Here is a 22,257-nt window from a genome sequence, read left to right on the forward strand (position 1 = left end):
ACCTCGCTGGTGCAGGGGACGGCCAAAAGCGCGCCGCCCCTGACCAGCCCGTTATGTGAAAATTGAAGTGCAATCAATACGATCGGAGATAAAATATGAGACTTAAAAAAGCCAGAGTTCAAAATTACCGAAGCATCATAGACTCCGGTCTATTTGATATCGAAAAATTAAAGACAATATTAGTCGGCCCAAATGAAGCTGGCAAAACAGTTCTCCTTAAAGCGCTACAACAGCTTAGCAAGCCAAGTGATGTCGAAGGATTTGATGTATTACGCGATTATCCAAGGTCAAAATACAACGACATTACTACTGGAATTGTTGATCCATCAACGGTAACCGTAGTAACTGGTTATTTTGAATTAGAGGATGAAGACAAAGAGTTAATTCCAGAATCATTTCATAATTGCCAGTATAAATTATATAGAAATCTCAACAATAAAGGCTATCACAGTCTAATAAATGCACCTGAAAAAATTACATTTGGAGTTTTAAAAAAGAATTTTTCCAGAATGATTACACACATGGATAAGCAAGTCGTTCCTGTGGAAGGTGATAAGGAAGTTATAAAACCTAGTGATTCATTTAAAGCAATATCGTCAGAATGGAGCGATAATAAAATAATAGATGACGAATCTGCCAAGTCATTAAAATCTTGGTTAGATGAAAATTATGAGTATGTAGAAGAAGAAAATGAAAAAGAAGAATCACGACACGCAGAATTGCTTGAATTAATTCAAAATAACGCAAAACACGATGAAGTATTAAAAATATTGGACAAAAGAACGCCTGTATTCATTTTATTCAATAACTACTTTAAAGTTAAGCCATCAGTGCATTTAGGGCATTTGGCGCAAAGAGTTGAACAAAATATCCTTGACGACGAGTATTACGACTATGGAAATTTATGCTTATTGAAACTGTTGGGATTTACTCCAAAAGAATTAGCAGATTTGGGTAATGCTCAAAGCCCGAAAATCAATGAAAAGGAGGCTTTAAAAGAATATAAGGACAAGCTGGACAAAAGAAGTTATCAACTAAATGCTGCAAGCGTAAGGTTAACGAATGAAATTTGTTCAGCATGGTTGCCGGACTTAAAAAGATCAGAAGCAGATAAACTTAAGATAACAGCAGATGGGCAATATTTAAAAGTCGTTGTTGAAGATGATCTTGGTGTCGATATCGAGTTAGATCAAAGATCAGAAGGGTTTCAGTGGTTAGTATCTTTTTTCGTAGTGTTTTTCTCTGAAGCCATGGATAAACATGACAACGCAATATTGTTATTGGATGAGCCAGGAATGAGTTTACATGGTCTAAAACAAAGAGAGTTCAGAAAAACTATTTCGAGGCTTGCAGAAAAAAACCAAACTATTTTTACCACACACTCACCATTCTTGGTGGGTCCTGAAGAGCTTGACATTGTTCGTGTTGTTGAACTTGAAAACAGAACAGTTGGGACAATAGTCCACACAACAATTTCTTCTAGCGACCCAGCTGGATTGTTGCCGCTCCAGGAAGCACTCGGTTACGATCTCGCTAATAGTTTGTTTTCACAGCAAAGAAATTTGATTTTGGAAGGCATTACTGACTATTGGTACCTTGAAGCAACTTCTGAATTACTGAAAGAAGCAAAAATATGTATCTTAAATGACAAAATAGCTTTGGTTTTTGCCAACTCCGCAGGGAAGGTCGTATATTACGCCACTATTTTGCATGCACATCATCTTAAAGTCGCTGCACTTTTAGATTCTGACGCAGCTGGTGACCAAGCTGCACAACAAGAAAACCTCGTACATGCTTTAGGGAATAAAAACATACTCAGAACAAAAGATTTCTGTAATGGAGTTTCAAAGCCTGAGATTGAAGATATGCTTCGGGAAACACTCATCTTAATTGTAAAAGAAGAGTTTGGCAAAGACACCTCAAAAATTGCACAAAAACAACCAACAAGGCCAATAATCGACTTGTTTGCAGATGAAGTAAAAGATTTCTCTAAGTATAGATTAGCAAAATCATATGTCCGCTGGACAAGAAACCATGACGCAAAAGATTTAACCAAAGACGAACAACAAAATTGGAAAACTTTGATTGAAAACATTAATAAGGCTCTAAAATAATTGAACAATCACATAGCAATTTCATGCACCAGATGGCGAGAAAGGCGGCGGCGCTGACGCGGCAAGTTCACTGGCGCCACTGGCGATGAATAGCGTTAGAATGACCAGGGAGGAACGATGAGTTTACCTCCAGATTCAACTCTCGATGACGTAAAGGTCCGGATACGGGAATCTGTCAAAAATCCAAATGTGGGTAAGACGGAGCAAGCCGTTCTCAAAGAAGGCCCGAGAGCGTTCAGGCTCGCAACTCTCTTTGAGATTATGAATCCAGAAAGCGGCGAGATACATCACTACTCGCTAAGAATTGATAGTATCAATCGAAAGAAAGCCGGGTGGTTTTATAAACCTGAAAAATCTGTTTCGCTCGAAGGGCAAAACCCGAATGAAATAGAACGGCTGTTCCGATTTCTACGTGCACATCTGGAAGGCAAACTCTCTGTAACCACAGGTGATTTGCATATTATTCGGTCAGAGGAGTACGAAAAACTCGAAAGATTAATTGATTTGATCCCGAATCTGTCTTCCCCTGACATGGTTGAGCTTGTTAAGCTTATTATTCCGCGTATTAAAGACGCTGGCGATTATATGCCGAAGTTTATTGAAGCCTTCGAGTGCGCCGACCCCCAAACTTTGGATCATGTCGCGGTTGCTACTCGTTTTGTAAAACATAAACAGGCATATGATCAGCTCAAGCGCTTTGTGAAATCAGGCCATGCCTCTGAAAGTGAATTCCAGGATCTTCTCGCAAAGAATCCATGGATGTTCGGCAGTGAGTATAGCGAACTTCTTGACAGGCGTACTTGGACTCGTGATGATAATTTGGACTTCATGCTTCGCCGAACATCAGATAACTATTTAGAGATCATAGAGATTAAGACCCCATTTGATGAACCTCTTTTTCTTCGCGACAAATCCCATGACAGCTACTACACATCGTCTAAGTTGTCACCAGTCCTTGGGCAGGTGATTCGTTACATCTCCGAGATTGAACGCAGCAGAGATTCAATCCTAAGCAAAGACGAATGCGACACCCTCAAAATACGTGCTAGAATAATTGCTGGTCGTGATGGTTCACCAAATCATCAAGAAGCTTTGCGCAACTTCAACGCTCATCTACATAGGATAGAGGTAATAACCTTTAATCAGCTTGTGAGGATTGCAGGTAGGGTACTTAATATCTTTGAGGACGATTCTTTTTCCTTCGAGGCCTGTACAGAAGATTCGGTAAACGAAGACATACCATTCTAACCAATCGGATTAACTCTGATCCAAAAAGCTGTCGCTTTTTGTCCAGGTTATCCGAGACGTTGGCCGGGAGAAGAGAAAATAACCGATGGAATCGCAGGTCATATCAAAAAAACGGGTTGCTAATCATGGTGAGGTGTTGACCGGAAACCGTGAGGTCAACGCCATGCTCGATCTGGTGAAGCAGGAAACGGAAAGGATTGAATCGCGTTTTCTTGAACCGGCTTGCGGCACCGGGAACTTTCTGGCCGTGATCCTGGAAAGAAAATTGGCGGTGGTCGAGAAGCGATACAGCAAGTCGCAACTGGACTTTGAGCGTTACGCCGTTCTTGCCGTTTCATCTATCTATGGCGTTGATATCCAGAAAGATAATGTTGAGCACTGCCGGCAACGGCTCTTCGGGATATTTGATCTGGTCTATCTGCGGTTGTTCAAACACAAGACGAACGACGATTGCCGGGCAGCGGTGCGTTTTATTCTTGAGATAAACATCGTCTGGGGCGATGCCCTCGATTTTAAGACCAAAGACGAGCCCCGGGTGCCGATTCGCTTCTCCGAGTGGTCGCCGGTAAACGGCAGCATGCTTAAGCGGCGGGATTTCATGTTGTCGTACCTGGTGGAAAAGCAGCATCAAATGCTGCTGTTCAGCGACGAGGGCAATGTCGCCGACTTAAACGAGCCCATCAGGGAATATCCCCCGATCCACTTCCTGGAGATCGCCCATGCTCAACAATAGCGGCTACAACCCCGACGTGCTTTCCTGCATTGCCAACCTGAGCAGTGACGAGGTGTTCACGCCCCCGCAACTGGCCAACGGGATTCTGGACCTGCTTCCGGAAAAACTCTGGTCCGACAAAAAAGCCACTTTTTTTGATCCCGGCTGCAAGTCCGGCGTGTTTTTGCGGGAGATCGCCAGGCGTCTGGACAAAGGCCTGGAGAAGCAGATCCCTGATCGCCACAAGCGGATCAACCACATCTTCAAAAACCAGCTTTACGGGCTCGCCATTACCGAGCTGACCGCCTTGCTCTCGCGTCGGTCCGTATATTGCTCTAAAACGGCCAACGGCCGTTATTCCGTTTGCGAAGCTTTCGACAGTCCGGAAGGCAACATCCATTTTGCGAGGGTGGAACACATCTGGAAGAACGGCCGTTGCGTATACTGCAGAGCCAGCAAGGAGAACTACGAACGGGACGGTGATTTGGAAAGCCACGCCTATGCCTTTATCCATACAGAAAACCCGGAGGAACTTTTTAATATGAAATTTGATGTTATTATCGGAAACCCCCCTTACCAATTGAGCGATGGGGGTTACGGAGAGAGTGCCCGACCGATCTATCACCTGTTTGTTGAGCAGGCGATGAAACTCAAGCCCCGCTACCTGACGATGATCATTCCTTCCCGATGGTTCGCCGGCGGCAAGGGGTTGGACGAATTTCGCCGCAAGATGCTCCATGATCATCGCATTTCCCACCTGGTCGACTATCCCAAACTCTACGACGGATTTCCCGGCGTAAAGATCCGTGGCGGTGTCTCCTATTTCCTGTGGGAGCGCGACTACGATGGCCCCTGCTCCGTGCAAACGATGTGGGATGGCCAACCACTCGGCCCGCCGATGAAGCGGCGCCTGGATGCCTACGATGTTCTGGTCCGCCGGAACGAGGCGGTCTCCATTCTGGACAAGGTCCGCGCCTACCGTGTCAAAGGTAAGTCCGAGGCGACACTGGATGCACGAGTGTCCAGCCGGAAGCCCTTTGGTTTTCCCACAAATTTTCATGGCGCTGAATCGCCCAAGGGTTTCAAAATTCCGGTCAAGCTCTATGGATCACGACAAATCTCTTGGATCAAGCGCTCGGATATCCAACAGAACTCGGAATGGATTGACAAATGGAAGGTCCTGATGACTTGTGTTCAAGGTACCAGTGCTGCGGTTGAAACCATGTTTCTGAGCAGACCCATCATTGCGGAGCCTGGAGAAGCCTGCTCGGAGACTTATTTGATCGCCGGCCGATTCGAAAACAAATTGGAGGCCGAGCGATACGCGGCATATCTGCGGACGCGTTTTGTCCGTTTCCTTGTGTCTCTACGAAAGGCAACGCAACATGCCACGAAGGATGTCTATGCATTTGTTCCCGACGTCCCTTTGAATTGCGAATGGACCGACGAGAAGCTCTACAAGCGATATGGCCTGACCAAGGATGAAATCGCCTTTATCGAATCCGTTGTCCGCCCGATGCCTGCCGATAGCGACGAGGCGAGCGATGAGTAAGGCCTTCTTCCCTCCCCGGCCTGAATCGCGGCCCACGATTTATGCATACGAGGATACCCATCCGCAGTACGCGGGTCTGCTCAAGGTCGGGTACACAACCGTGGACGCACAGAAACGCGTTGCCCAGCAATATCCGACCTTGCGTCCCGGCGCACCGCCCTACCGAATCGTTCTGGAAGAAGCCGCCATGCGCGGCGACGGCACGGTGTTTACCGATAACGACGTTCACCGCATGCTGCGGATCAACGGCGTCAAAAACCCGGAAGGCGAGTGGTTTTGCTGCACGGTCGCCCAGGTCAAGGCGGCTATCATCGCCGTGCGCACCGGTCAACTCAACGAGGAAAACCGGTCCCTGGATTTTACCATGCGGCCCGAGCAGGAAGCAGCGGTAGAAAAAACGGCCGCCTACTTCACCGGCTGGCGCAAGGATAAGGGCAACCGGAATAAGCCGCCGCATTTTTTATGGAACTGCAAGATGCGCTTCGGCAAGACTTTTGCAGCCTATCAGTTGGCAAAAAAGATGGGCTGGCGCAAGGTGCTGGTGCTCACTTTCAAACCGGCGGTACAAAGCGCCTGGGAAGAGGATTTAAAGTGCCACGTGGATTTTGCGGGGTGGCAGTTTGTTGCTTCGCACGATTTGCATACTGACGGTGAACCGAAGATAAAACCGCCTTTGGTCTGTTTTGGTTCGTTTCAGGACTATCTGGGCCGCAACCCCGATACGGGCGGCATCAAGTCAAAGAACGAATGGGTTCACACCACCAACTGGGATTGCGTTATTCTGGACGAATACCACTACGGCGCCTGGCGGGAGACCGCCAAAGAGCTGTTTGAGGCCGAGGACAAGAAAGAGGTCGCGTTCGGTGTGGGGCAAGGCGCTGAGTTCCTGAAAGAGCGGGACGAAGAGATAGCCGACATCATGCCGATCACCACGAACGGTTATCTCTACCTGTCCGGCACGCCGTTTCGGGCAATTGCTTCCGGCGAATTCATCGAAGAGCAGATTTTCAACTGGACCTATTCCGATGAACAGCGGGCGAAAAGCGCCTGGAAGGGTCCGGGCAACCCATATGTCGCTTTGCCAAGGATGGTGTTGCTGACATACCAGCTTCCGGACGCGATTCGGGAAATCGCCATGCAGGGAGAGTTTAACGAGTTCGACCTGAATGTCTTTTTTTCCGCCGAGGGGATCGGCAACAAGGCCAAATTCAAGTACGCCAACGAGGTTCAGAAATGGCTTGACCTGATCCGGGGCGCGTTCCTGCCGACCAGCGTCGACAGCCTGAAACTCGGCGCGCGGAAGCCGCCGATGCCGTTCTCGGATGTGCGGCTGTTGGGCGTGCTTTCGCATTCCTTCTGGTTTTTGCCGAGCGTGGCGGCCTGTCACGCCATGCGCAATCTGCTGGCCAAAAGGCAGAACCGGTTCTACCACGACTACAAGGTCATCGTAGCGGCGGGGAACGCCGCCGGAATCGGCGTGGCGGCCCTGCCCCCGGTCCAGGAGGCAATGGACGATCCCCTGACCACCAAAACGATAACCCTTTCCTGCGGCAAGCTGACCACCGGCGTGACGGTCAAGCCGTGGACGGGGATTCTGATGCTGCGCAACGCATCTGTCCCGGAGACCTATTTTCAGGCGGCTTTCCGGGTGCAATCGCCCTGGACGGTGCGCAACCCGGACGGCGCGTCTCCCAACTCCGAGCAGATTATCAAGAAGGAATGTTATGTTTTTGACTTTGCGCCGGACCGGGCCTTGCGCCAGATTGCCGATTACAGTTGCCGGTTGAACGTCAACGAAGAGAACCAGGAAAAAAAGGTGGAGGAGTTTATCAGTTTCCTGCCGGTTCTGGCGTATGACGGCAGTTCCATGAAACAGATTGACGCTGCCGGGATTCTCGACATGGCCATGAGCGGCACAACGGCCACCCTGCTGGCCCGACGATGGGAAAGCGCCTTGCTGGTGAATGTGGACAACGACACCCTGCATCGCCTGATGGATAATAAAAAAGCCATGGAAGCCCTTATGAGCATTGAAGGGTTCCGCACCCTGAATCAGGACATCGAAACCATCATCAACAAATCGGAAGCCGTGAAGAAAGCCCGCAAGGAGGCCAACGATCAGGAACTGTCCGCACAACAGAAGAAGGAACTTTCCCAGGAGGAAAAGGAATACAAGAGCCGGAGAAAGCAGATCCAGGAAAAGATCATCAAGTTCGCTACACGAATTCCCATCTTCATGTACCTGACGGACTTTCGCGAGCGGACCCTGAAGGACGTGATTACTCAACTGGAGCCGGGCCTGTTCAAGAAGGTTACGGGCCTGACCGTGACCGACTTCGAGCTGCTGGTCAGCCTGGGGCTGTTCAACAGCGCCCTGATGAATGATGCGATTTACAAGTTCAAGCGCTATGAAGATGCCAGCCTGAGTTACATTGGAATCTACAAACACGAGGGTGAGGACATCGGCCTTTACGATACGGTCATCACCCGAAAGGATGCGACCGGCATATTCGAGAACATTCCAGTCAACCCCCTCATTCCACCAAGTTCCTGACCAAAAGATATTTCATAAAATATCCGGGCTAAGCCGCGACAAAACTCCGGGCGATGATCTCGTCCTTCATCTCGGGGGAAAGATCATTAAAATAGGCCGAGTAGCCGGAGACCCGCACCAGCAGGTGGGGGTGCAGGGAGGGGTTGTCCCTGGCCGCCATCAGCATTTCGGGATCCAGCATGTTGGCCTGGACCTGCATGCCGCCCCGGTCAAAATAGACCCGGAAAATACTGCCCAGGGCGTTTTTGCCGGCATCATCTTTCATATTCAATGCGTTGAACTTGATGTTGAAGTTGATGCCGTTGGCCATGCGGGTAAAGTCCAGCCGGTTCATGGAGTTGACCAGGGCTGTGGGGCCCCGCCGGTCCATGCCGTTTTCCGGGGCGATGCCCGAGGCAAAGGGTTCGCCCTGGCGGCGGCCGTTGGGCAGGGCCCCCACAAAGTTTGCAAAATGGATGTGGGTGGTGTTGGAGTAGAGCCCGGCGTTGTAACGGCCCCCCCGGGTGGTTTGGCCCATTTCGGCCATGGCGTCGGCATAATCGTCCATCACAAACCGGGTCCACCGGTCTGCTTCGGCATGATCGTTGCCGAATTTTTCAAGGCGGCGAAGCCTTGTACGCACTGCCTCGTTGGAAAGCCCGCTTTTCAGGTGGTCCACCAGTTCGGCCAGGCCCATGGCCCGGTCTTCAAACACCATTTTTTCAACGGCATAAAGGGAATCGCCCACCGTGGAGACCCCCACTCCCTGAATACCGGAAAAATTGTAAACCGCGCCCCCTGAAGTGGAACATTTCCCCTTTTCCAGGCACCCGTCGATCAGCATGCTGGTCAGGGGGGTGGGATGAAAGGCGGCATGGGCCTTTTCAATGGCCTGAAGGTCGTTTTTGAGCCTGCCAAGCTGGTGCCGAAGCTGGGTCCGGTAAGCGTCCGTTACATCCGCCATGGTCCGCATTTGTAAAACCGCCATGGTTTTGGCGCCGGTGCGTCTGCGGGCGCCGAACCGCCGGCCTTCGTTCAAGGCCAGTTCCAGGGCCAGGGGCATGTTGATAATGGCGGCGTCGGTGGAGCCCAGGGTCTTGCCCTGGGAGGTGGGCTCCACGCACCCGATGGCCACGTAGTTGCGGGCGTCGGCCAGGGTGTAGCCCGCCTTCTGCATGGTGGCGATGATGGTTTCGTCATTGTACAGGGCCGGCGCGCTGCCTTTGCCCGTGGTCACTTCCACCACCTTGTCGTAAAAGGCCTTTGGCGTGTTTTTGTGAATGCGCACGTGGGAGTTGGGCTGGCGCATGCGCAGCTCGTCCATCAGCTCCAGCAGGATATAGCTGAGTTCGTTGGTGGCGTCCTCCCCGTTTTTGTCCATGCCGCCGGTGGTGACCACCTGGTAGCTGGTCAGGCCCCCCAGGGTTTTTGCCAGAATCTCCGGGTAGGCGGGCACGGTCTCACTGAGCTTGACGCAGAAGGCGCCCAGAATCTCCTTTGCCTGGTCCCGGGTGAGCCGGCCTTCGGACAGGTCTTTCTGATAGTAGGGCCAGAGGATCTGGTCCATGCGGCCCACGCAGAGGCTCTCTCCCAGGCTCTCCTGAAACAGGGAAATATGGGTCAGCAGCATGGCCTGGACCGCCTCGAAAAAGGTGTTTGCCCCGTGGCGGGGAACCCTTTTGCAGGCATCGGCAATGCGCTCAAGGTCGGCCTTTCGGACGGGGTCGGCCTCGTTTTTGGCCATTTTTCGGGCCAGGTCCGCGTACCGTTCGGCAAAGGCGATCAGGCCGCCGGCCGCGATCCGGGCCGCCTGATAAAAATCGCGCTGCTCCGGCGCGGTGGCTGCCTGCTCATGGGCCTCGATCTCCTTTAAAAACCCCTCCAGGCCGATGGCCAGAATCTTTTCATGGTTGGGCGTCAGGTGGGAGATGCCGCCGGTTTCATATATCTGGTATTCTCTGGCCGTGAGCTGGCCCACGGCAAAGGTCAGCTGCTGCCTGATCGTGGGAAACGCCTTGCGGATGATGTTTCTGTTCAGCCAGAAGGGAATCGTGGCGAACAGCTTCCAGCGGTGGGCAGGCGTGGTCTCCAGGGGGTTGAGGCGGCGCTTGTGAAATTTGAAGATTTCCATCAGCACGCTGATGCCGTGGGACTCCGGATAGATAATGCCGCCCACGCGGCGGGAGGTGTAGTTGCCCGCCAGAATTTCATCCGGGTAGATGTAAATGCTTTTGTTTTTCAGCACATGGCTTACCGCCCCGGCAATCTGAACGGCCACGGGTTTTTGGCGGTTGGCCCTGTTTTTAAAGTATGCGGTCCAGAGCAGCGCCCGCTCCGGGCAGACGCCGGGCACGGCCTCCTGAACGACTTTTTTTAGGCGGCTGATACGGTCTTCCATGGAGATATTCCTTGTTTTGGGTCCGGGGGCGATAAAAGGCCTGTCAGGAGGTGCTTCCGGCACCGGTTTCGATGCTTTTCTGTTTAATCCGTTTTTTCTGATGATCGGCCTGTTGTGACCAGGCCGGGTTGTTTCGAAGATAGAGGGTTGCCAGTTCGTTGAACCGGGCCGCCAGGGCGAGGTTTTCTTTTTGCAGCCAGGCTTCGGCAAGATAAAAATAGGCCGGCCCGTCGGCCGGGTTGATGCCCACGGCCCGCTCCAGTGTCCGGATGGCCCCGTCATAATCTTTTTGTTCAAACAGCCGGTATCCCTCCACGGTCAGGCTGTGGGCCGCCGCCATCCGGGCGTCGGGTGCCGCGCCCGAAGGATCACCGGGAGAGGTAAGGGCAGGGGCGGGCAGGCCGGTGTCCGGCTCCGGCTCCGGCATAATGGCAACCCGGGCGCAGGCCGAAAAAAAGAGCACTGCCGCAACCAGGGCAAACACCCGGCAAAAAGTACGCCGCCTGTTATTCGAACAGCCCCCTGAATCCATCAAACATCCTTTTAAACACGCCGGACCCCGCGTGGAGCCGGCATTTGGCCACCGGCTGGTTTTCCTCCAGAAAATATTCATCGTAGGGCGCCGGGCACCGGCCGGAGACCGCCAGTTCGCCACTGTCCCCGCATACCCTTCTTTTTACCACACCTGGCGGAATAGTAAACGGGGTGTTGGAAACATACCCGGGCATGGCGTTGACCAGGTCGGCAAAGATGGGCAGGGCCGCCCCGGACCCGGTGGAAAAGATCGAATCCCCGTTGTCAAACCCCACCCAGACCAGGGCCAGGAAATCGGGGGTATAGCCGACAAACCAGGCATCTTTGTAATCGTTGGTGGTGCCGGTTTTGCCGGCCAGGGAAAAATCGACACCCCTTTCTTTCAGGGATTTTGCGGTTCCGCCGGTCACCACGGATTCCAGCATGGAGGTGACAAGAAAGGCTTTTGCCGGAGAGAGCACCGCCTGGATATCCATGTGACGACGGACCAGCTGGTTGTCGTTTTCATCAATCACGTCCCGAACCGACAGGGGAAAGGGCAACACCCCGTCGGCGGCAAAGGCGCAATAGGCCCGGGCCAGTTCTAATGGGATCACCTCAAAGGCCCCCAGGGCGATAGAAGGATAGGGCTGCATCGGCGTTGAGAAGTTGAACCGGCTGATCTGTTTGACCGCCGTGTCCGGCCCGCCGCGCACCACCATGTCCACGGCGGCCCGGTTGCAGGAGAGCCGCAGCATGTCCCGCACCGAAATGGTGTCCCCCGGAATCTCGCCGAAGTTTTCCGGGGTCCAGTCCCGGCCGTTTATCAGGTAAGTGGTCTTCCGGTTGGCCAGCAGGTCCGAGGGTTTGAACAGGTCCAGCAGGGCCGCCGTGACAATGGGCTTGAAACAGCTTCCGGGCTGGCGGCGGGACTGGGTGATCCGGTTGAACTGGCTGGTTGCGTAGTCCCGGCCCCCCACCATGGCAAGAATGTTGCCGGTTCTCGGCTGCATCACCACCACGGCGCCCTGAAGCTTTTTTTCAGGATCATTCCTTCTGAGCGCCGGCAGGTCTGCTTCCAGCCGGGCAAGGCCGCTGGCAAGGGCCGTTTCCGCCGCGGACTGGACCTCGGGGTCCAGGGTGGTGTAGATGGAAAACCCCATGCTGGAAAGCGTGGTCTGGGGATAAAGGGCTTCCAGCTGGGCGGATACATAGTCCAGAAAATAGGGGGCCTGTCGCCGGTACTTTTCAAACCCCACGGTTTCAATGGGCCGGGCCGTTGCTTCGGCCAGCTGGTCTTCGGTGATCCAGCCGGATTCAAACATGGCTGCCAACACCTGGTTTCTCCGGTCCCTGCATCTGTCCGGGTGGGTGTAGGGCGAAAAAAGGTTGGGGCCCTTGATGATGCCGGCGATGATGGCCGATTCGGGCAGGGTCAGGTCCTCCACCGGTTTGCCGAAATAAAAGTCAGCGGCCCGGCCCACCCCGTTGATGGAGGCCGACCCCTTCTGGCCCAGGTAGATTTCGTTCAGGTAGATCTCAAGAATTTGATCCTTGCTGTATTTTATCTCCAGGGTCACGGCGATGAACAGCTCATGAAGCTTTCGCCTGAAGGTCCGCTCCGGCGTGAGAAAATAGTTCTTGGCCAGCTGCTGGGTCAGGGTGGAGCCGCCCTGGCGAATGCCGCCATGCTGAATGTTGGCGGCCACGGCCCGGAGAATACCGGCGGGGTCCACGCCGAAATGGGTATAGAACCGGTGATCTTCGGCGGCCAGCACCGCGTGGACCAGGTACTCGGGCACCTGGGAAATGGAAACCACCCGCCGCAGCTCCCGCTCTTTGCCGAAAAACTGCATGATCACTTCCGGTTCCAGTTCCACCAGGGGGAGGGCCTCGCCCGTGTCCATCCGGCGAATATTGTGAATGCGGCGGTTTTTGATCTCCAGGCGGGCCGGAAAGCCTTCCCGGATATTGCCCGGCAAATGCAGGTCCTTGAAATGAATTTCAACGCCCGTGTCCACCAGGCGGTACGTTCCTGGTTTTTCAGGCCGGCCTGTTGTTTTCCGGTATTCCAGGTTCTTTAATTTTTTTTCAAACGCAAAAAGGTCGATCTGTTTGCCGGGAAACAGGGGTGTGGTGTCTGAATAGATGGTGGAGGGGATGTCCCATTTTCTGCCGGCAAAGCGCTCTTCGATATGACCGGACAGGTACCAGCAGTATCCGCCGGCTGTCGCCGTCGCAAGTACCAGAAGAACGCCGCTGATGAGGATCAGTTTTTTAAGCAGGGACAACATTTGAGTCCTGAAAAAGATAAACCGGTTTTTATTGATCAAGGCTGTTTTACCTTATTATATTTGCCGATGAAAAGGAAGATGGAAGCGCCGGTCGAATTTCCTTCTTTGCACCGCGCTTTTTGCTGGTATATAGTTTGGGGATCATTCCGCATGGTTTTAAAATGCGTCCCTGTCACAGGAGGTCACACCATGGTGCTTTTGCGGGTCATCATTGTTTTTCTGCTGGTAACGGGCCTTCCGCCGGCCGGCATGGCCGCGTCACAAACGTTTGTTGAAACCTACGCATACAACGCCGGCGAGTCGGACAGCAAGCTCACCTGCCGCACCGTTTCCCTGATCGAGGTCAAGCGGCTGCTTTTGGAAAAAATCGGGGTCTACCTGGAGAGCCGCACCGAGGTGCAGAATTTTCAGATCGCAAAGGACACGGTGACGGCCATTACCGCCGGCATCGTGAAACTGGAAATTCTGGATGAACAATGGAACGGCGAGCAGTATGCCATGACCGCCCGGATCGTGGCCGACCCCGATGAGATTGCCCGGTCCATTGATGCCATGCGCAACACCCAGGGCAAAATGGCGGATATTGAGAAGCTGCGGACCATCAACGAAGAGTCTGTAGAACAGATGCGGGAGATGCAGGCCCGCATGGAGCAGCTCCAGTCCGACCTGCTCAGCTTAAACCAGGACGCCGGCGCCCACCAGGGCATCCTGGATGCCTGGGGCCTGTATGAAAAGGCGGTGCAGATGCGTCAGACCGGCAGGACAAAAGAGGCCATTGAAGCATTAAACACCGTGATTGCCGGCAACCCGACCTACCTGGCTTATTTTGAGCGGGCCATGGCCTACATGGAGCAGGACCGGTATCATGAGGCCATTGCCGATTTCAACCAGACACTGAAGGTGGAGCCGAAAATGCGGGGCGCCCTGTTCGGCCGGGGCATGGCCTACCTGAAGACCGGGAACAGGGAGGCGGGCCGCCGGGATATTGAAAAGGCCGCCGCCCTGGGCAATGGCCGGGCCGTCAAATGGCTTCGGGAACACTCCGGACGAAACGGATTATAGAGAGCCGCAAAGTGACAAAACCGCGCAATTTTTTCTTTGTCTTTTTTCTGTTTGTTTTTCTGTCGGGGCCCTTTTCGGCGGGCTTTTGCGCCGATGCCCCGGCATGGGGCATCCAGGCCGAACCCTGGCCCGAAGCCGGGGCGATTTTTCATTCAGACCCCCGGTGGCTGGGCGGTGACGGCGCCACATCCGTGGACCTGGGAGACGGGCGGGTGCTGTGGATGTTCGGCGACAGCTTTGTCGACCCGGCCCGCACCGGGACCCGGTCGTCCTCGGCCCTGGTGAGAAACACCATTGCTGTTCAGACCGGTTATGACCCCACTGCGGCCTCAATGCAGTTTGCCTGGAAAACAAAAGCGGGCCGGCCTGTCGCTTTTTTCGATAAAGGTGGCGATACCTGGTACTGGCCCGCCTCGGGTATTTTGCTGGGCAAGCGCCTGCTGGTGTTTCTGATGGTGGTCCGGGCCGCTGACAATGCGCTGGGCTTTGAGGCAGACGGCTGGAAGGCCGCCTGGATCGACAACCCCCGGGATGCACCGGACCGCTGGAACCTGACCTGGCTGATCAGCCCTCAGCAGCAGGGCTTTGTTGTGGGTGCCGGCACCCCGATGCTGGAAAACGGATTTTTACAGGTTTTTGCCGCGGACGGCGGCAACCGGGATGTTTACATGGTGCGCTGGCCCGAGGCCGCGGCCCGGGCCGGAACCCTTACCAGTCCCCAGTGGTGGGCCGAGAGCACGGCGGGTGGGATGGACATGCGGAAAGGAAAGGCGCGGCCAACGCCTGTTTTTAAAGAAGGCCAGATGGAGTTTACCGTTGAATACCATCCTCGCATGCAGCGCTACCTGCGGGTGCAGACCGGTGATTTTCTAAACCCCTGCCTTGCCTTTTCCACGGCGCCGGCGCTCACCGGCCCATGGTCTTCCGCGACCTGCTTTTTTTCTCCGCCCGAGCAGGGCGGCCCGGACCTGCTGATCTATGCGGGAAAGTCCCACCCCATGCTGACCGGGGCCGACATGGTGTTTTCCTACGTGGTCAACACCACCGATTTTGATCGCATCTTTTCCGACATGGCCCTCTATTTTCCCGTCCTGCTCAAGGGCCGGATCACAGGAGATACAACCGAACAACGCCGTTGAGAAAGAGGGCCTGCATGCACGAGGATCGTACCCGGTGGAATAAAAAATATACGGACCGGGAGTGGACCGCCGAACCCTCGGACATCGTCCGCCGGTTCTATTCGCTGGCAAAACCCGGCATGGCCCTTGATATCGGGGCCGGTACCGGCCGCAATTCGGTTTTTCTCGCCGAACAGGGGTTTGACGTGGTGGCCGTGGACATTGCCGAAAAAGGCCTTGCTCAAATGGCCGGCGCCCACGCCAACCTTCTTCCGGTGTGCGCGGACCTGGATGTTTTCGAGATTCCGGAAAACCGCTTTTCCCTGATTGCAAACATTCTGTTTTTAAACCGGCGGCTGTTTCCCTGGATCATGGACGGCCTTGCGCCCGGCGGGGTCCTGATTTTTGAAACCTATATCGATTTTCCTTCCGGCAGGGGCCATCGCCGGTCCCGTGATTTCTGCCTGGCGGAAAACGAACTGCTTTACGCGTTTGCGCCCCTGCATATTCTGTATTATGAAGAGACGCAAAAAACCACGGACGAGGGAACCAGCCGGCTGGCATCGCTGGCGGCTGTCAAAAAATAAGCACCAGGAGGTTTCATGGAATTTGACGGCAAACTGATTGAACAGGTAAACACCAACCCGCTTTACACGGCCATCGGCATTCGCATTGAAACGGCGCAGGACGGCATGGTCACGGCCCGGCTTGAACCCGCGCCGGCCATGTGCTGGCCCTTTGCCGGCCAGCCCCACGGCGGGGTCCTTTTTACCCTGATGGACACCACCATGGCCTGGGCCGCCATTTCCGGCCAGCCGGAATTCGGCTCCTGCACCACCATTCACGCGGACATTCAGTACACCCGCCCGGCCCGGGGAGCGTTTTTCACCTGCCGGGCCGAAGTGGTGTCAAAGACAACACGGATCAGCTTTATCCACTCCACGATCAGCGATGCGGACGGCGCTGTCCTGGCCATGGGCCAGGGCACCTACCGGCTCATGAAAATGCCCCTGGTGTAATCATGGATACCAGGAGAACCCCGCCAATGCTTTATGAGATTAAAGATGCATCCGGCCTGCCTGTCCGGGACGGCGGAATTTTTTGTTTCAAGAGCGGAAAAACGGAGTATACTATTTGGAATCCAAAAGACTTTTGTCTTCAACCGAACAGAATAGGGGAGACTTATGCTGACCGACCTCCAGCTGATGACCATTGCGCCGTTTATTGATGAAACCATTCGGAACCTGAAAGCCATGTGCGGGCTTTCCGCCAGTTCAGGTGACCCGTTTTTAGACGATGTGGAGAAGTTCCGTTTCAAGGGATATGCCGTGGCCGCGCCCACCCGGGGCAAAATCAACGGCGTCATCCTGCTGCATAAATATATTGAAACCGCATTGACCATCGGCAACCGCCTGCGGCACCACATGCTGTCTGAAATCGATGAGCACGAAGAGATCAACGAAGAGATGCAGGTGGCCCTGGCCGAGTGGGGCAACACCATCATCGGCAACGCCACCCGGTTTCTGTCCGACAAGAACCTGGGCATCACCTTTGATCCCCCTTACTTTATCACCGACACGGAAAACCTGAACTCCCTTCTGGCCCATGCCAGCGAGGTCATCTCCATTCCTATTCACATTGACGCGGGCCGGTTTTATTTTAATTATATTTTAAACAGGGACGACAACGCGGACGCTGAATCGGGCGGCATTCCAAAGGACGGAAAAATTCTGATCGTGGATGATTCGGCGTTCAGCCGGTCGGTGGTCAAGAAATACTTAAAAGCCATCGGCTACGAAAACACCCTGGAGGCGGCCAACGGCCGGCAGGCCGTGGAAATGAACGAAACCGAGCGGCCGGACATCATTTTTCTGGATTATGTCATGCCGGAAATGACCGGGTTCGAGGCCCTGCAGCGCATTCGCCTGGCGGACAAGAAGGTGCCCATTGTGATGTGCACCTCCATCTCCGACCGGAACGCGATTGCCGAGTGCAGAGCCCTTGGTATTGCCGGGTATGTTATCAAACCCCTCACCGCCGACGAGGGACCGCGCAAACTGCAAGCCCTGCTGCGCAACCCCCGGCGGTAGGCCTGGGACACCCATTAATAGCCTGTCTGTACGCTTCCCGTCATTGCCCAACTTGATTGGGCAATCCAGCGTAAAATTGATTTGTTTCCTTATTTATCGGTATGGGGCCAATTTGATTCTGGACCCTCGGGTCAAGCCCGAGGGTGACGGCCCACGTAGTCGTCATTACCCGGCTTGACCGGGTAATCCAGTGTAAAATTGGCAGGTTTCCTTGTTTATGCGGAACAGGGTCTATCTTATTCTGGATCGCCGGGTCAAGCCCGGCGATGACAAAGGGGAAGCCCGGGAGCGCCGCACCCCGGTGCGGCAAAACCCTGCACTCCCTTTCACCCCCATCCGGTCCACGGCGCCCATTGATGGCTCGCCTGTACGCCTCCCGTCATTGCCCAACTTGATTGGGCAATCCAGTGTAAAATTGACCTGTTTCCGCACCCGTCATTACCCGGCTTGACCGGGTAATCCAGTGTAAAATTGATTTGTTTCCTTATTTATCGGTATGGGGCCAATTTGATTCTGGACCCTCGGGTCAAGCCCGAGGGTGACGGCCCACGTAGTCGTCATTACCCGGCTTGACCGGGTAATCCAGCGTAAAATTGGCTGGTTTCCTTGTTTATGCGGAACAGGGTCTATCTTATTCTGGATCACCGGGTCAAGCCCGGCGATGACAAAGGGGAACGCCCCGCAAGCGCCGCACCCCGGTGCGGCAAAAACCTGCCCTCCTTTTCGACTCCAGCCTTTCCACGGCGCCGGCCGGCAAGGCGCTGCGTAAAAATTGCTTGACATTGGTCCGGCCCATGCCTATAGTTAATCAACTACTACATTGTGGTATATGCCATGCAACTTAAAACTTTCTCACTGCTTTTGTGCCTTCTGACCGGCGTCACGATTTCCGCCGCGGCCGTGCCTTTTGTCCAGTGTGACCAGGCCGGCTGCTGCTGTACAACGGCCCGTCCGGCAGAATCGCACACGGCCCCGGATCCCATGGGCTGCTGCTGTGCCGGCGGCCCGGAGGATGCCTGCCAGATTGTTTCAGCGGCCCCGTTTCTGGCCGTCCAGTCTTTTCTGCCTTCAGCGGAACAACCGGAAACCCGGTTTGTCGTATGCAAGGCCCCGGGCACCCTTTCCGATGCCCTGACCCATGCCACCACCCCCGCGCCCCTCACAGCGGCCTTGCCGCATTTTTATAAAGCACCTCCCCTCTATTTACAGCACGCCGCGCTTCTTTTTTGATTTTTTTCGTTTTTCCCCTTCGATAGCACGTCATCATAACGCCGGTACCGGCGGCAGAGGATTTTTCTTCACCGCCTGAACAGGCCTGGCTCAAAACAGGGATTCCTGTATTTGCAAGCCGGTAAAAGACTCGAATTCTCCCGGTTTGACAGAAGCTTTTTCCAGCCGGGACAAAAAAGGAGATAAATAAGATGGGAACTTCAAAAAAAGCAAAAATAAAAGATAGAACGGAAAACAACAACCATTCGGAGAAAAAAGCACGGGTTCTGGCTGGCAACGAAAAAAAGCCCCTCCTGTTTGCTGTTGCCTGTGTGGTCCTGATCGTTCTGCTGGCCGCCGGTTTTTACCGGGTGAAAGGCGGCGGGCAGGAGACGCTGTCCATTGCCCCGGCCCCCGCTGAAGCGGCCGACCGGGCCGTCGCCTACCCGGCCGCCCAGTTTGCCGACGGCAAGGCCCGTCATTTTGATTACACGGAAGGCGGCCGAACCATCCGGTACTTTGTCCTGCAAAGCGCCGACGGCGTGATCCGGGCCGCGTTTGACGCATGCGACGTGTGCTGGCCCGAGGGCAGGGGATATTACCAGGAAGGCGACAACATGGTGTGCGGCAACTGCGGCCGCCGGTTTGCCTCGGTAAAGATCAACGAAGTCCAGGGCGGGTGCAACCCGGCTCCTCTTGCGCGGATCGTGCAGGACGGCCAGGTGGTCATAAACACCGCGGATATTCTTGCCGGTGCCGGATACTTTAATTTTGAAAGCGGGAGGTAGCCATGACACTCAAGGATATCGCGGTAAAGAACCTGTGGCGACGCAAGGGCAAGTCGTTTTTCATCCTGGCGGGCCTGGTGATCGCCGTGGCCACGGTGGTGGGGCTGATCAGTTTTGTTACGGCCATGACCCACAACATCAACCACCAGCTTGAAAAATACGGCGCCAATATTTTGATTGTGCCGAAAACCGACAACCTGGCCCTGACCTATGGCGGCATGACCCTTGGCGGGGTGGCTTTTGAAACCCGGGAGATACGGGAGTCCGACCTGGCCGGTATTGCCACGATCAAGGACGCGGCCAGCATCGCCGCCGTGGGGCCGGTGGTGCTGGGCGGCGTGGAGATTGAAAACCGGCATGTGCTTCTGGCCGGAATTGATTTTGACGCCACCCGAATATTAAAACCCTGGTGGAAGGTTTCCGGGGCCCTGCCCGGTCCCGACGAAGTGCTGCTGGGCGCCGAAACCGCCCGGATCTTCGGCCTCGGTATTCATGAACCGGTCTCCATAAAAGGCCGGGCCATGAGCGTTGCCGGGGTTCTGGCGCCCACCGGGTCCCAGGACGACCAGTTGATATTTACAACCATGGGCACGGCCCAGGTGCTTCTGGATAAACCGGGCGTGGTCTCCATGGTGGAGGTGGCGGCCCTGTGCAATGCCTGCCCGGTTGAAGAGATGGTGGCCCAGATCTCCGAAAAACTGCCGGACGCCAAAACCATGGCCATTCAGCAGGTCGTTCGCGGCCGAATGGAAACCCTTAGCCATTTTCAACGGTTTTCCTACCTGATTTCCGGCATTGTCGTCCTTATCGGCGGGCTGGTGGTGCTGGTGACCATGATGGGAAGCGTTCGCGAGCGCACGGAGGAGATCGGCATTTTCCGGGCCATCGGGTTTCGGAAAAAAGATGTGATGGAAATCACGTTTATCGAAGCCGCTGTTTTGTCGGCAATCGGCGGTCTCCTCGGCTACCTGCTTGGATACGGCGCAACCCGGCTGGGCTTTCTGCTGTTAGCGAAAAAAGAGGCGGCCACGGTTCTGCTGAACCCGACCCTGGCGGCAGGGGCGTTGCTGATGGCCATGGCCGTGGGCCTGGCGGCAAGCGCCTATCCCGCTTTTATGGCCGCCAGAATGGATCCCAGCCGGGCCCTGCGTTCCCTGTAACCCTTTTTCAACATACGGAGGATGGTATGCGTCATATAATTGTTGAGCATCTTTCAAAAATCTACGGCAGCGGGGATTCACAGGTCGCGGCTGTCTCAAACATGAATTTTACAATCGATTCCGGAGAATTTGTCGGTGTGATGGGAGAGTCCGGCGCCGGAAAATCGACACTGCTGTCCGTGCTGGGCGCCATGAACACACCCAGCGCGGGACGGTATCTGGTGGACGGCATCGATGTGTACGGCCTTTCCCAGGAAAAACAGGCCGATTTTCGGCGGGAGTTTCTGGGCTTCGTGTTCCAGCGGTTTCACCTGATTCCCTATCTGACGGTCCTGGAAAACGTGATGCTGCCGTTGACTACCACGGATATGAACCGGCGGGAGAAGCAGGCCCGTGCCCGTGCCGCCCTTTCCGTGGTGGGGCTTGAGAACAAGTGGAAACGCCTGCCTTCCGAGATATCCGGCGGCGAAAACGAGCGGGTGGCCGTGGCCAGGGCCATTGTCAACGATCCGCCGATCCTGCTGGCGGACGAGCCCACCGGCAACCTGGATTCCCGCAACACGGGCGAGGTGATGAAACTGCTGTGCCGCCTCAATGAAAACGGCGCCACCATCGTAATGGTGACCCACAGCGCGGAGTGCGCGGCCTATGCCGGCCGCGTCATGACCCTGGCCGACGGAAGGCTGGTCTCCGAAGGGCGACGCCCCATTGAAGTGGTGAGCCCGTCATTTGTATTTGGCCGGGAAAATGTCTGCTATGCATAATTTGCCGGCTGCATTGCAGCCCATGTAAAAAAAGGAAGGATGGCAGCGCGGGCGTAACGCGCCCGCGCTGCCATCCCCCTTCGTTTGATAAATCTTTTCACCACACCCCGGACGCACCCCACCCCGGGAGCGCCGCACACCAGTGCGGCAAAACCCTGCTCTCCCTTCCGACCCCTTCCTTTACATTATCTTTATCAAGTTTTTATGTTGACATTTCAATAAGGTAAATTTTAGTATCCAAGAAAAACGGGGGAAGGACGCTTTACTTCACGATGTATAATCACTGTTAGGAAAGACGGTATTGAGGATGAAAGATACGCATACTAAACGGAAACAGTTTTTAAGGGCATTGATTAATTACGCGAATGAATCAGGGAATTTGAATCCGCATTTCTATAAACAGGAAATGATGGCGATTCTTGGTATTTCTGAAGGCGAGTTCAACATGACCCAGCATAATCTTGGTCAGAAATATTGCTATTATGTGGGCCCCCATGAAGGCAAAGACAGGTATGCGATCAATGTAAGTGAGTGCCTGACCTTACAGGAACAATATGATCAAGAAACAATTAATACGAGACGGCATAAGCAAATTGTCCGGTTGGCTGTCTTGGTTGCAGTGCTGGGCGCTATACTTGGAGTTACATTAAACTATTGGATAACAGAATAATCGGCGGGGCCGAACCAAAGGGGTGCCACGGG

18 protein-coding genes are annotated in these 22,257 nt (G+C 54.4%); 15 read left to right on the top strand and 3 right to left on the bottom strand.

The window, feature by feature from the left end:
- The first annotated feature begins 95 nt into the window (after positions 1–95).
- The 5 genes from DOLE_RS04635 (at position 96) to DOLE_RS04655 (ending at position 8,180) form a co-directional block, all read left to right on the top strand.
- Positions 96–2,114, top strand: a complete 2,019-nt coding sequence (locus DOLE_RS04635) for an AAA family ATPase (protein ID WP_012174329.1) — start codon at positions 96–98, stop codon at positions 2,112–2,114.
- Between the two features lie 117 nt (positions 2,115–2,231).
- Positions 2,232–3,362, top strand: a complete 1,131-nt coding sequence (locus DOLE_RS04640; RefSeq protein ID WP_012174330.1) for a Shedu anti-phage system protein SduA domain-containing protein — start codon at positions 2,232–2,234, stop codon at positions 3,360–3,362.
- An 85-nt stretch (positions 3,363–3,447) separates the two neighbouring features.
- On the top strand, positions 3,448–4,095 hold the full coding sequence (locus DOLE_RS04645) for a type III restriction endonuclease subunit M (RefSeq protein WP_012174331.1): 648 nt from the start codon (positions 3,448–3,450) through the stop codon (positions 4,093–4,095).
- Entirely contained in the window at positions 4,082–5,626 is a 1,545-nt protein-coding gene (locus DOLE_RS04650; RefSeq protein WP_012174332.1) for an Eco57I restriction-modification methylase domain-containing protein, read from the top strand. The genes DOLE_RS04645 and DOLE_RS04650 overlap by 14 nt, the downstream gene beginning before the upstream one ends.
- Entirely contained in the window at positions 5,619–8,180 is a 2,562-nt protein-coding gene (locus DOLE_RS04655; RefSeq protein ID WP_012174333.1) for a GIY-YIG nuclease family protein, read from the top strand. The genes DOLE_RS04650 and DOLE_RS04655 overlap by 8 nt, the downstream gene beginning before the upstream one ends.
- A gap of 28 nt (positions 8,181–8,208) precedes the next feature.
- Here DOLE_RS04655 and DOLE_RS04660 read toward each other — a convergent pair whose 3' ends face one another.
- The 3 genes from DOLE_RS04660 to DOLE_RS04670 form a co-directional block, all read right to left on the bottom strand.
- On the bottom strand, positions 8,209–10,557 hold the full coding sequence (locus DOLE_RS04660) for a pyruvate formate lyase family protein (RefSeq protein ID WP_012174334.1): 2,349 nt from the start codon (positions 10,555–10,557) through the stop codon (positions 8,209–8,211).
- A 43-nt stretch (positions 10,558–10,600) separates the two neighbouring features.
- On the bottom strand, positions 10,601–10,984 hold the full coding sequence (locus DOLE_RS04665) for a tetratricopeptide repeat protein (RefSeq protein ID WP_167320837.1): 384 nt from the start codon (positions 10,982–10,984) through the stop codon (positions 10,601–10,603).
- Positions 10,985–11,063: 79 nt separating this feature from the next.
- Entirely contained in the window at positions 11,064–13,364 is a 2,301-nt protein-coding gene (locus DOLE_RS04670; RefSeq protein WP_012174336.1) for a PBP1A family penicillin-binding protein, read from the bottom strand.
- Positions 13,365–13,553: 189 nt separating this feature from the next.
- On the opposite strand from DOLE_RS04670, the gene DOLE_RS17040 reads away from it, so the two are divergent.
- From DOLE_RS17040 to DOLE_RS04725, 10 genes are all read left to right on the top strand, one after another.
- Complete coding sequence (locus DOLE_RS17040; protein ID WP_052294249.1) at positions 13,554–14,426, top strand: tetratricopeptide repeat protein; 873 nt, start codon at positions 13,554–13,556, stop codon at positions 14,424–14,426.
- Between the two features lie 11 nt (positions 14,427–14,437).
- Complete coding sequence (locus tag DOLE_RS04680) at positions 14,438–15,565, top strand: DUF4185 domain-containing protein (protein ID WP_041280353.1); 1,128 nt, start codon at positions 14,438–14,440, stop codon at positions 15,563–15,565.
- A gap of 14 nt (positions 15,566–15,579) precedes the next feature.
- Positions 15,580–16,131: a class I SAM-dependent methyltransferase gene (locus tag DOLE_RS04685; RefSeq protein WP_012174339.1), complete on the top strand. Its 552-nt coding sequence runs from the start codon at positions 15,580–15,582 to the stop codon at positions 16,129–16,131.
- 15 nt (positions 16,132–16,146) lie between these two features.
- On the top strand, positions 16,147–16,563 hold the full coding sequence (locus tag DOLE_RS04690; protein WP_012174340.1) for a PaaI family thioesterase: 417 nt from the start codon (positions 16,147–16,149) through the stop codon (positions 16,561–16,563).
- 165 nt (positions 16,564–16,728) lie between these two features.
- Positions 16,729–17,634, top strand: a complete 906-nt coding sequence (locus DOLE_RS17045) for a response regulator (RefSeq protein WP_012174341.1) — start codon at positions 16,729–16,731, stop codon at positions 17,632–17,634.
- Between the two features lie 834 nt (positions 17,635–18,468).
- A complete protein-coding gene (locus DOLE_RS04705; RefSeq protein WP_012174342.1) occupies positions 18,469–18,864 on the top strand; it encodes a hypothetical protein in 396 nt (131 codons plus the stop codon).
- Between the two features lie 191 nt (positions 18,865–19,055).
- Positions 19,056–19,631: a DUF2318 domain-containing protein gene (locus tag DOLE_RS04710; protein WP_012174343.1), complete on the top strand. Its 576-nt coding sequence runs from the start codon at positions 19,056–19,058 to the stop codon at positions 19,629–19,631.
- 2 nt (positions 19,632–19,633) lie between these two features.
- Positions 19,634–20,791 carry an ABC transporter permease gene (locus DOLE_RS04715; protein WP_012174344.1) on the top strand — a complete coding sequence of 386 codons (1,158 nt, stop codon included), beginning with the start codon at positions 19,634–19,636 and terminating at the stop codon, positions 20,789–20,791.
- A 26-nt stretch (positions 20,792–20,817) separates the two neighbouring features.
- Entirely contained in the window at positions 20,818–21,555 is a 738-nt protein-coding gene (locus DOLE_RS04720; protein ID WP_012174345.1) for an ABC transporter ATP-binding protein, read from the top strand.
- A 307-nt stretch (positions 21,556–21,862) separates the two neighbouring features.
- Complete coding sequence (locus DOLE_RS04725) at positions 21,863–22,225, top strand: hypothetical protein (protein WP_041280355.1); 363 nt, start codon at positions 21,863–21,865, stop codon at positions 22,223–22,225.
- Positions 22,226–22,257 lie beyond the last annotated feature (32 nt).

This window comes from Desulfosudis oleivorans Hxd3 (assembly GCF_000018405.1).
GTDB classification, from domain to species: Bacteria; Desulfobacterota; Desulfobacteria; order Desulfobacterales; family Desulfosudaceae; genus Desulfosudis; species Desulfosudis oleivorans.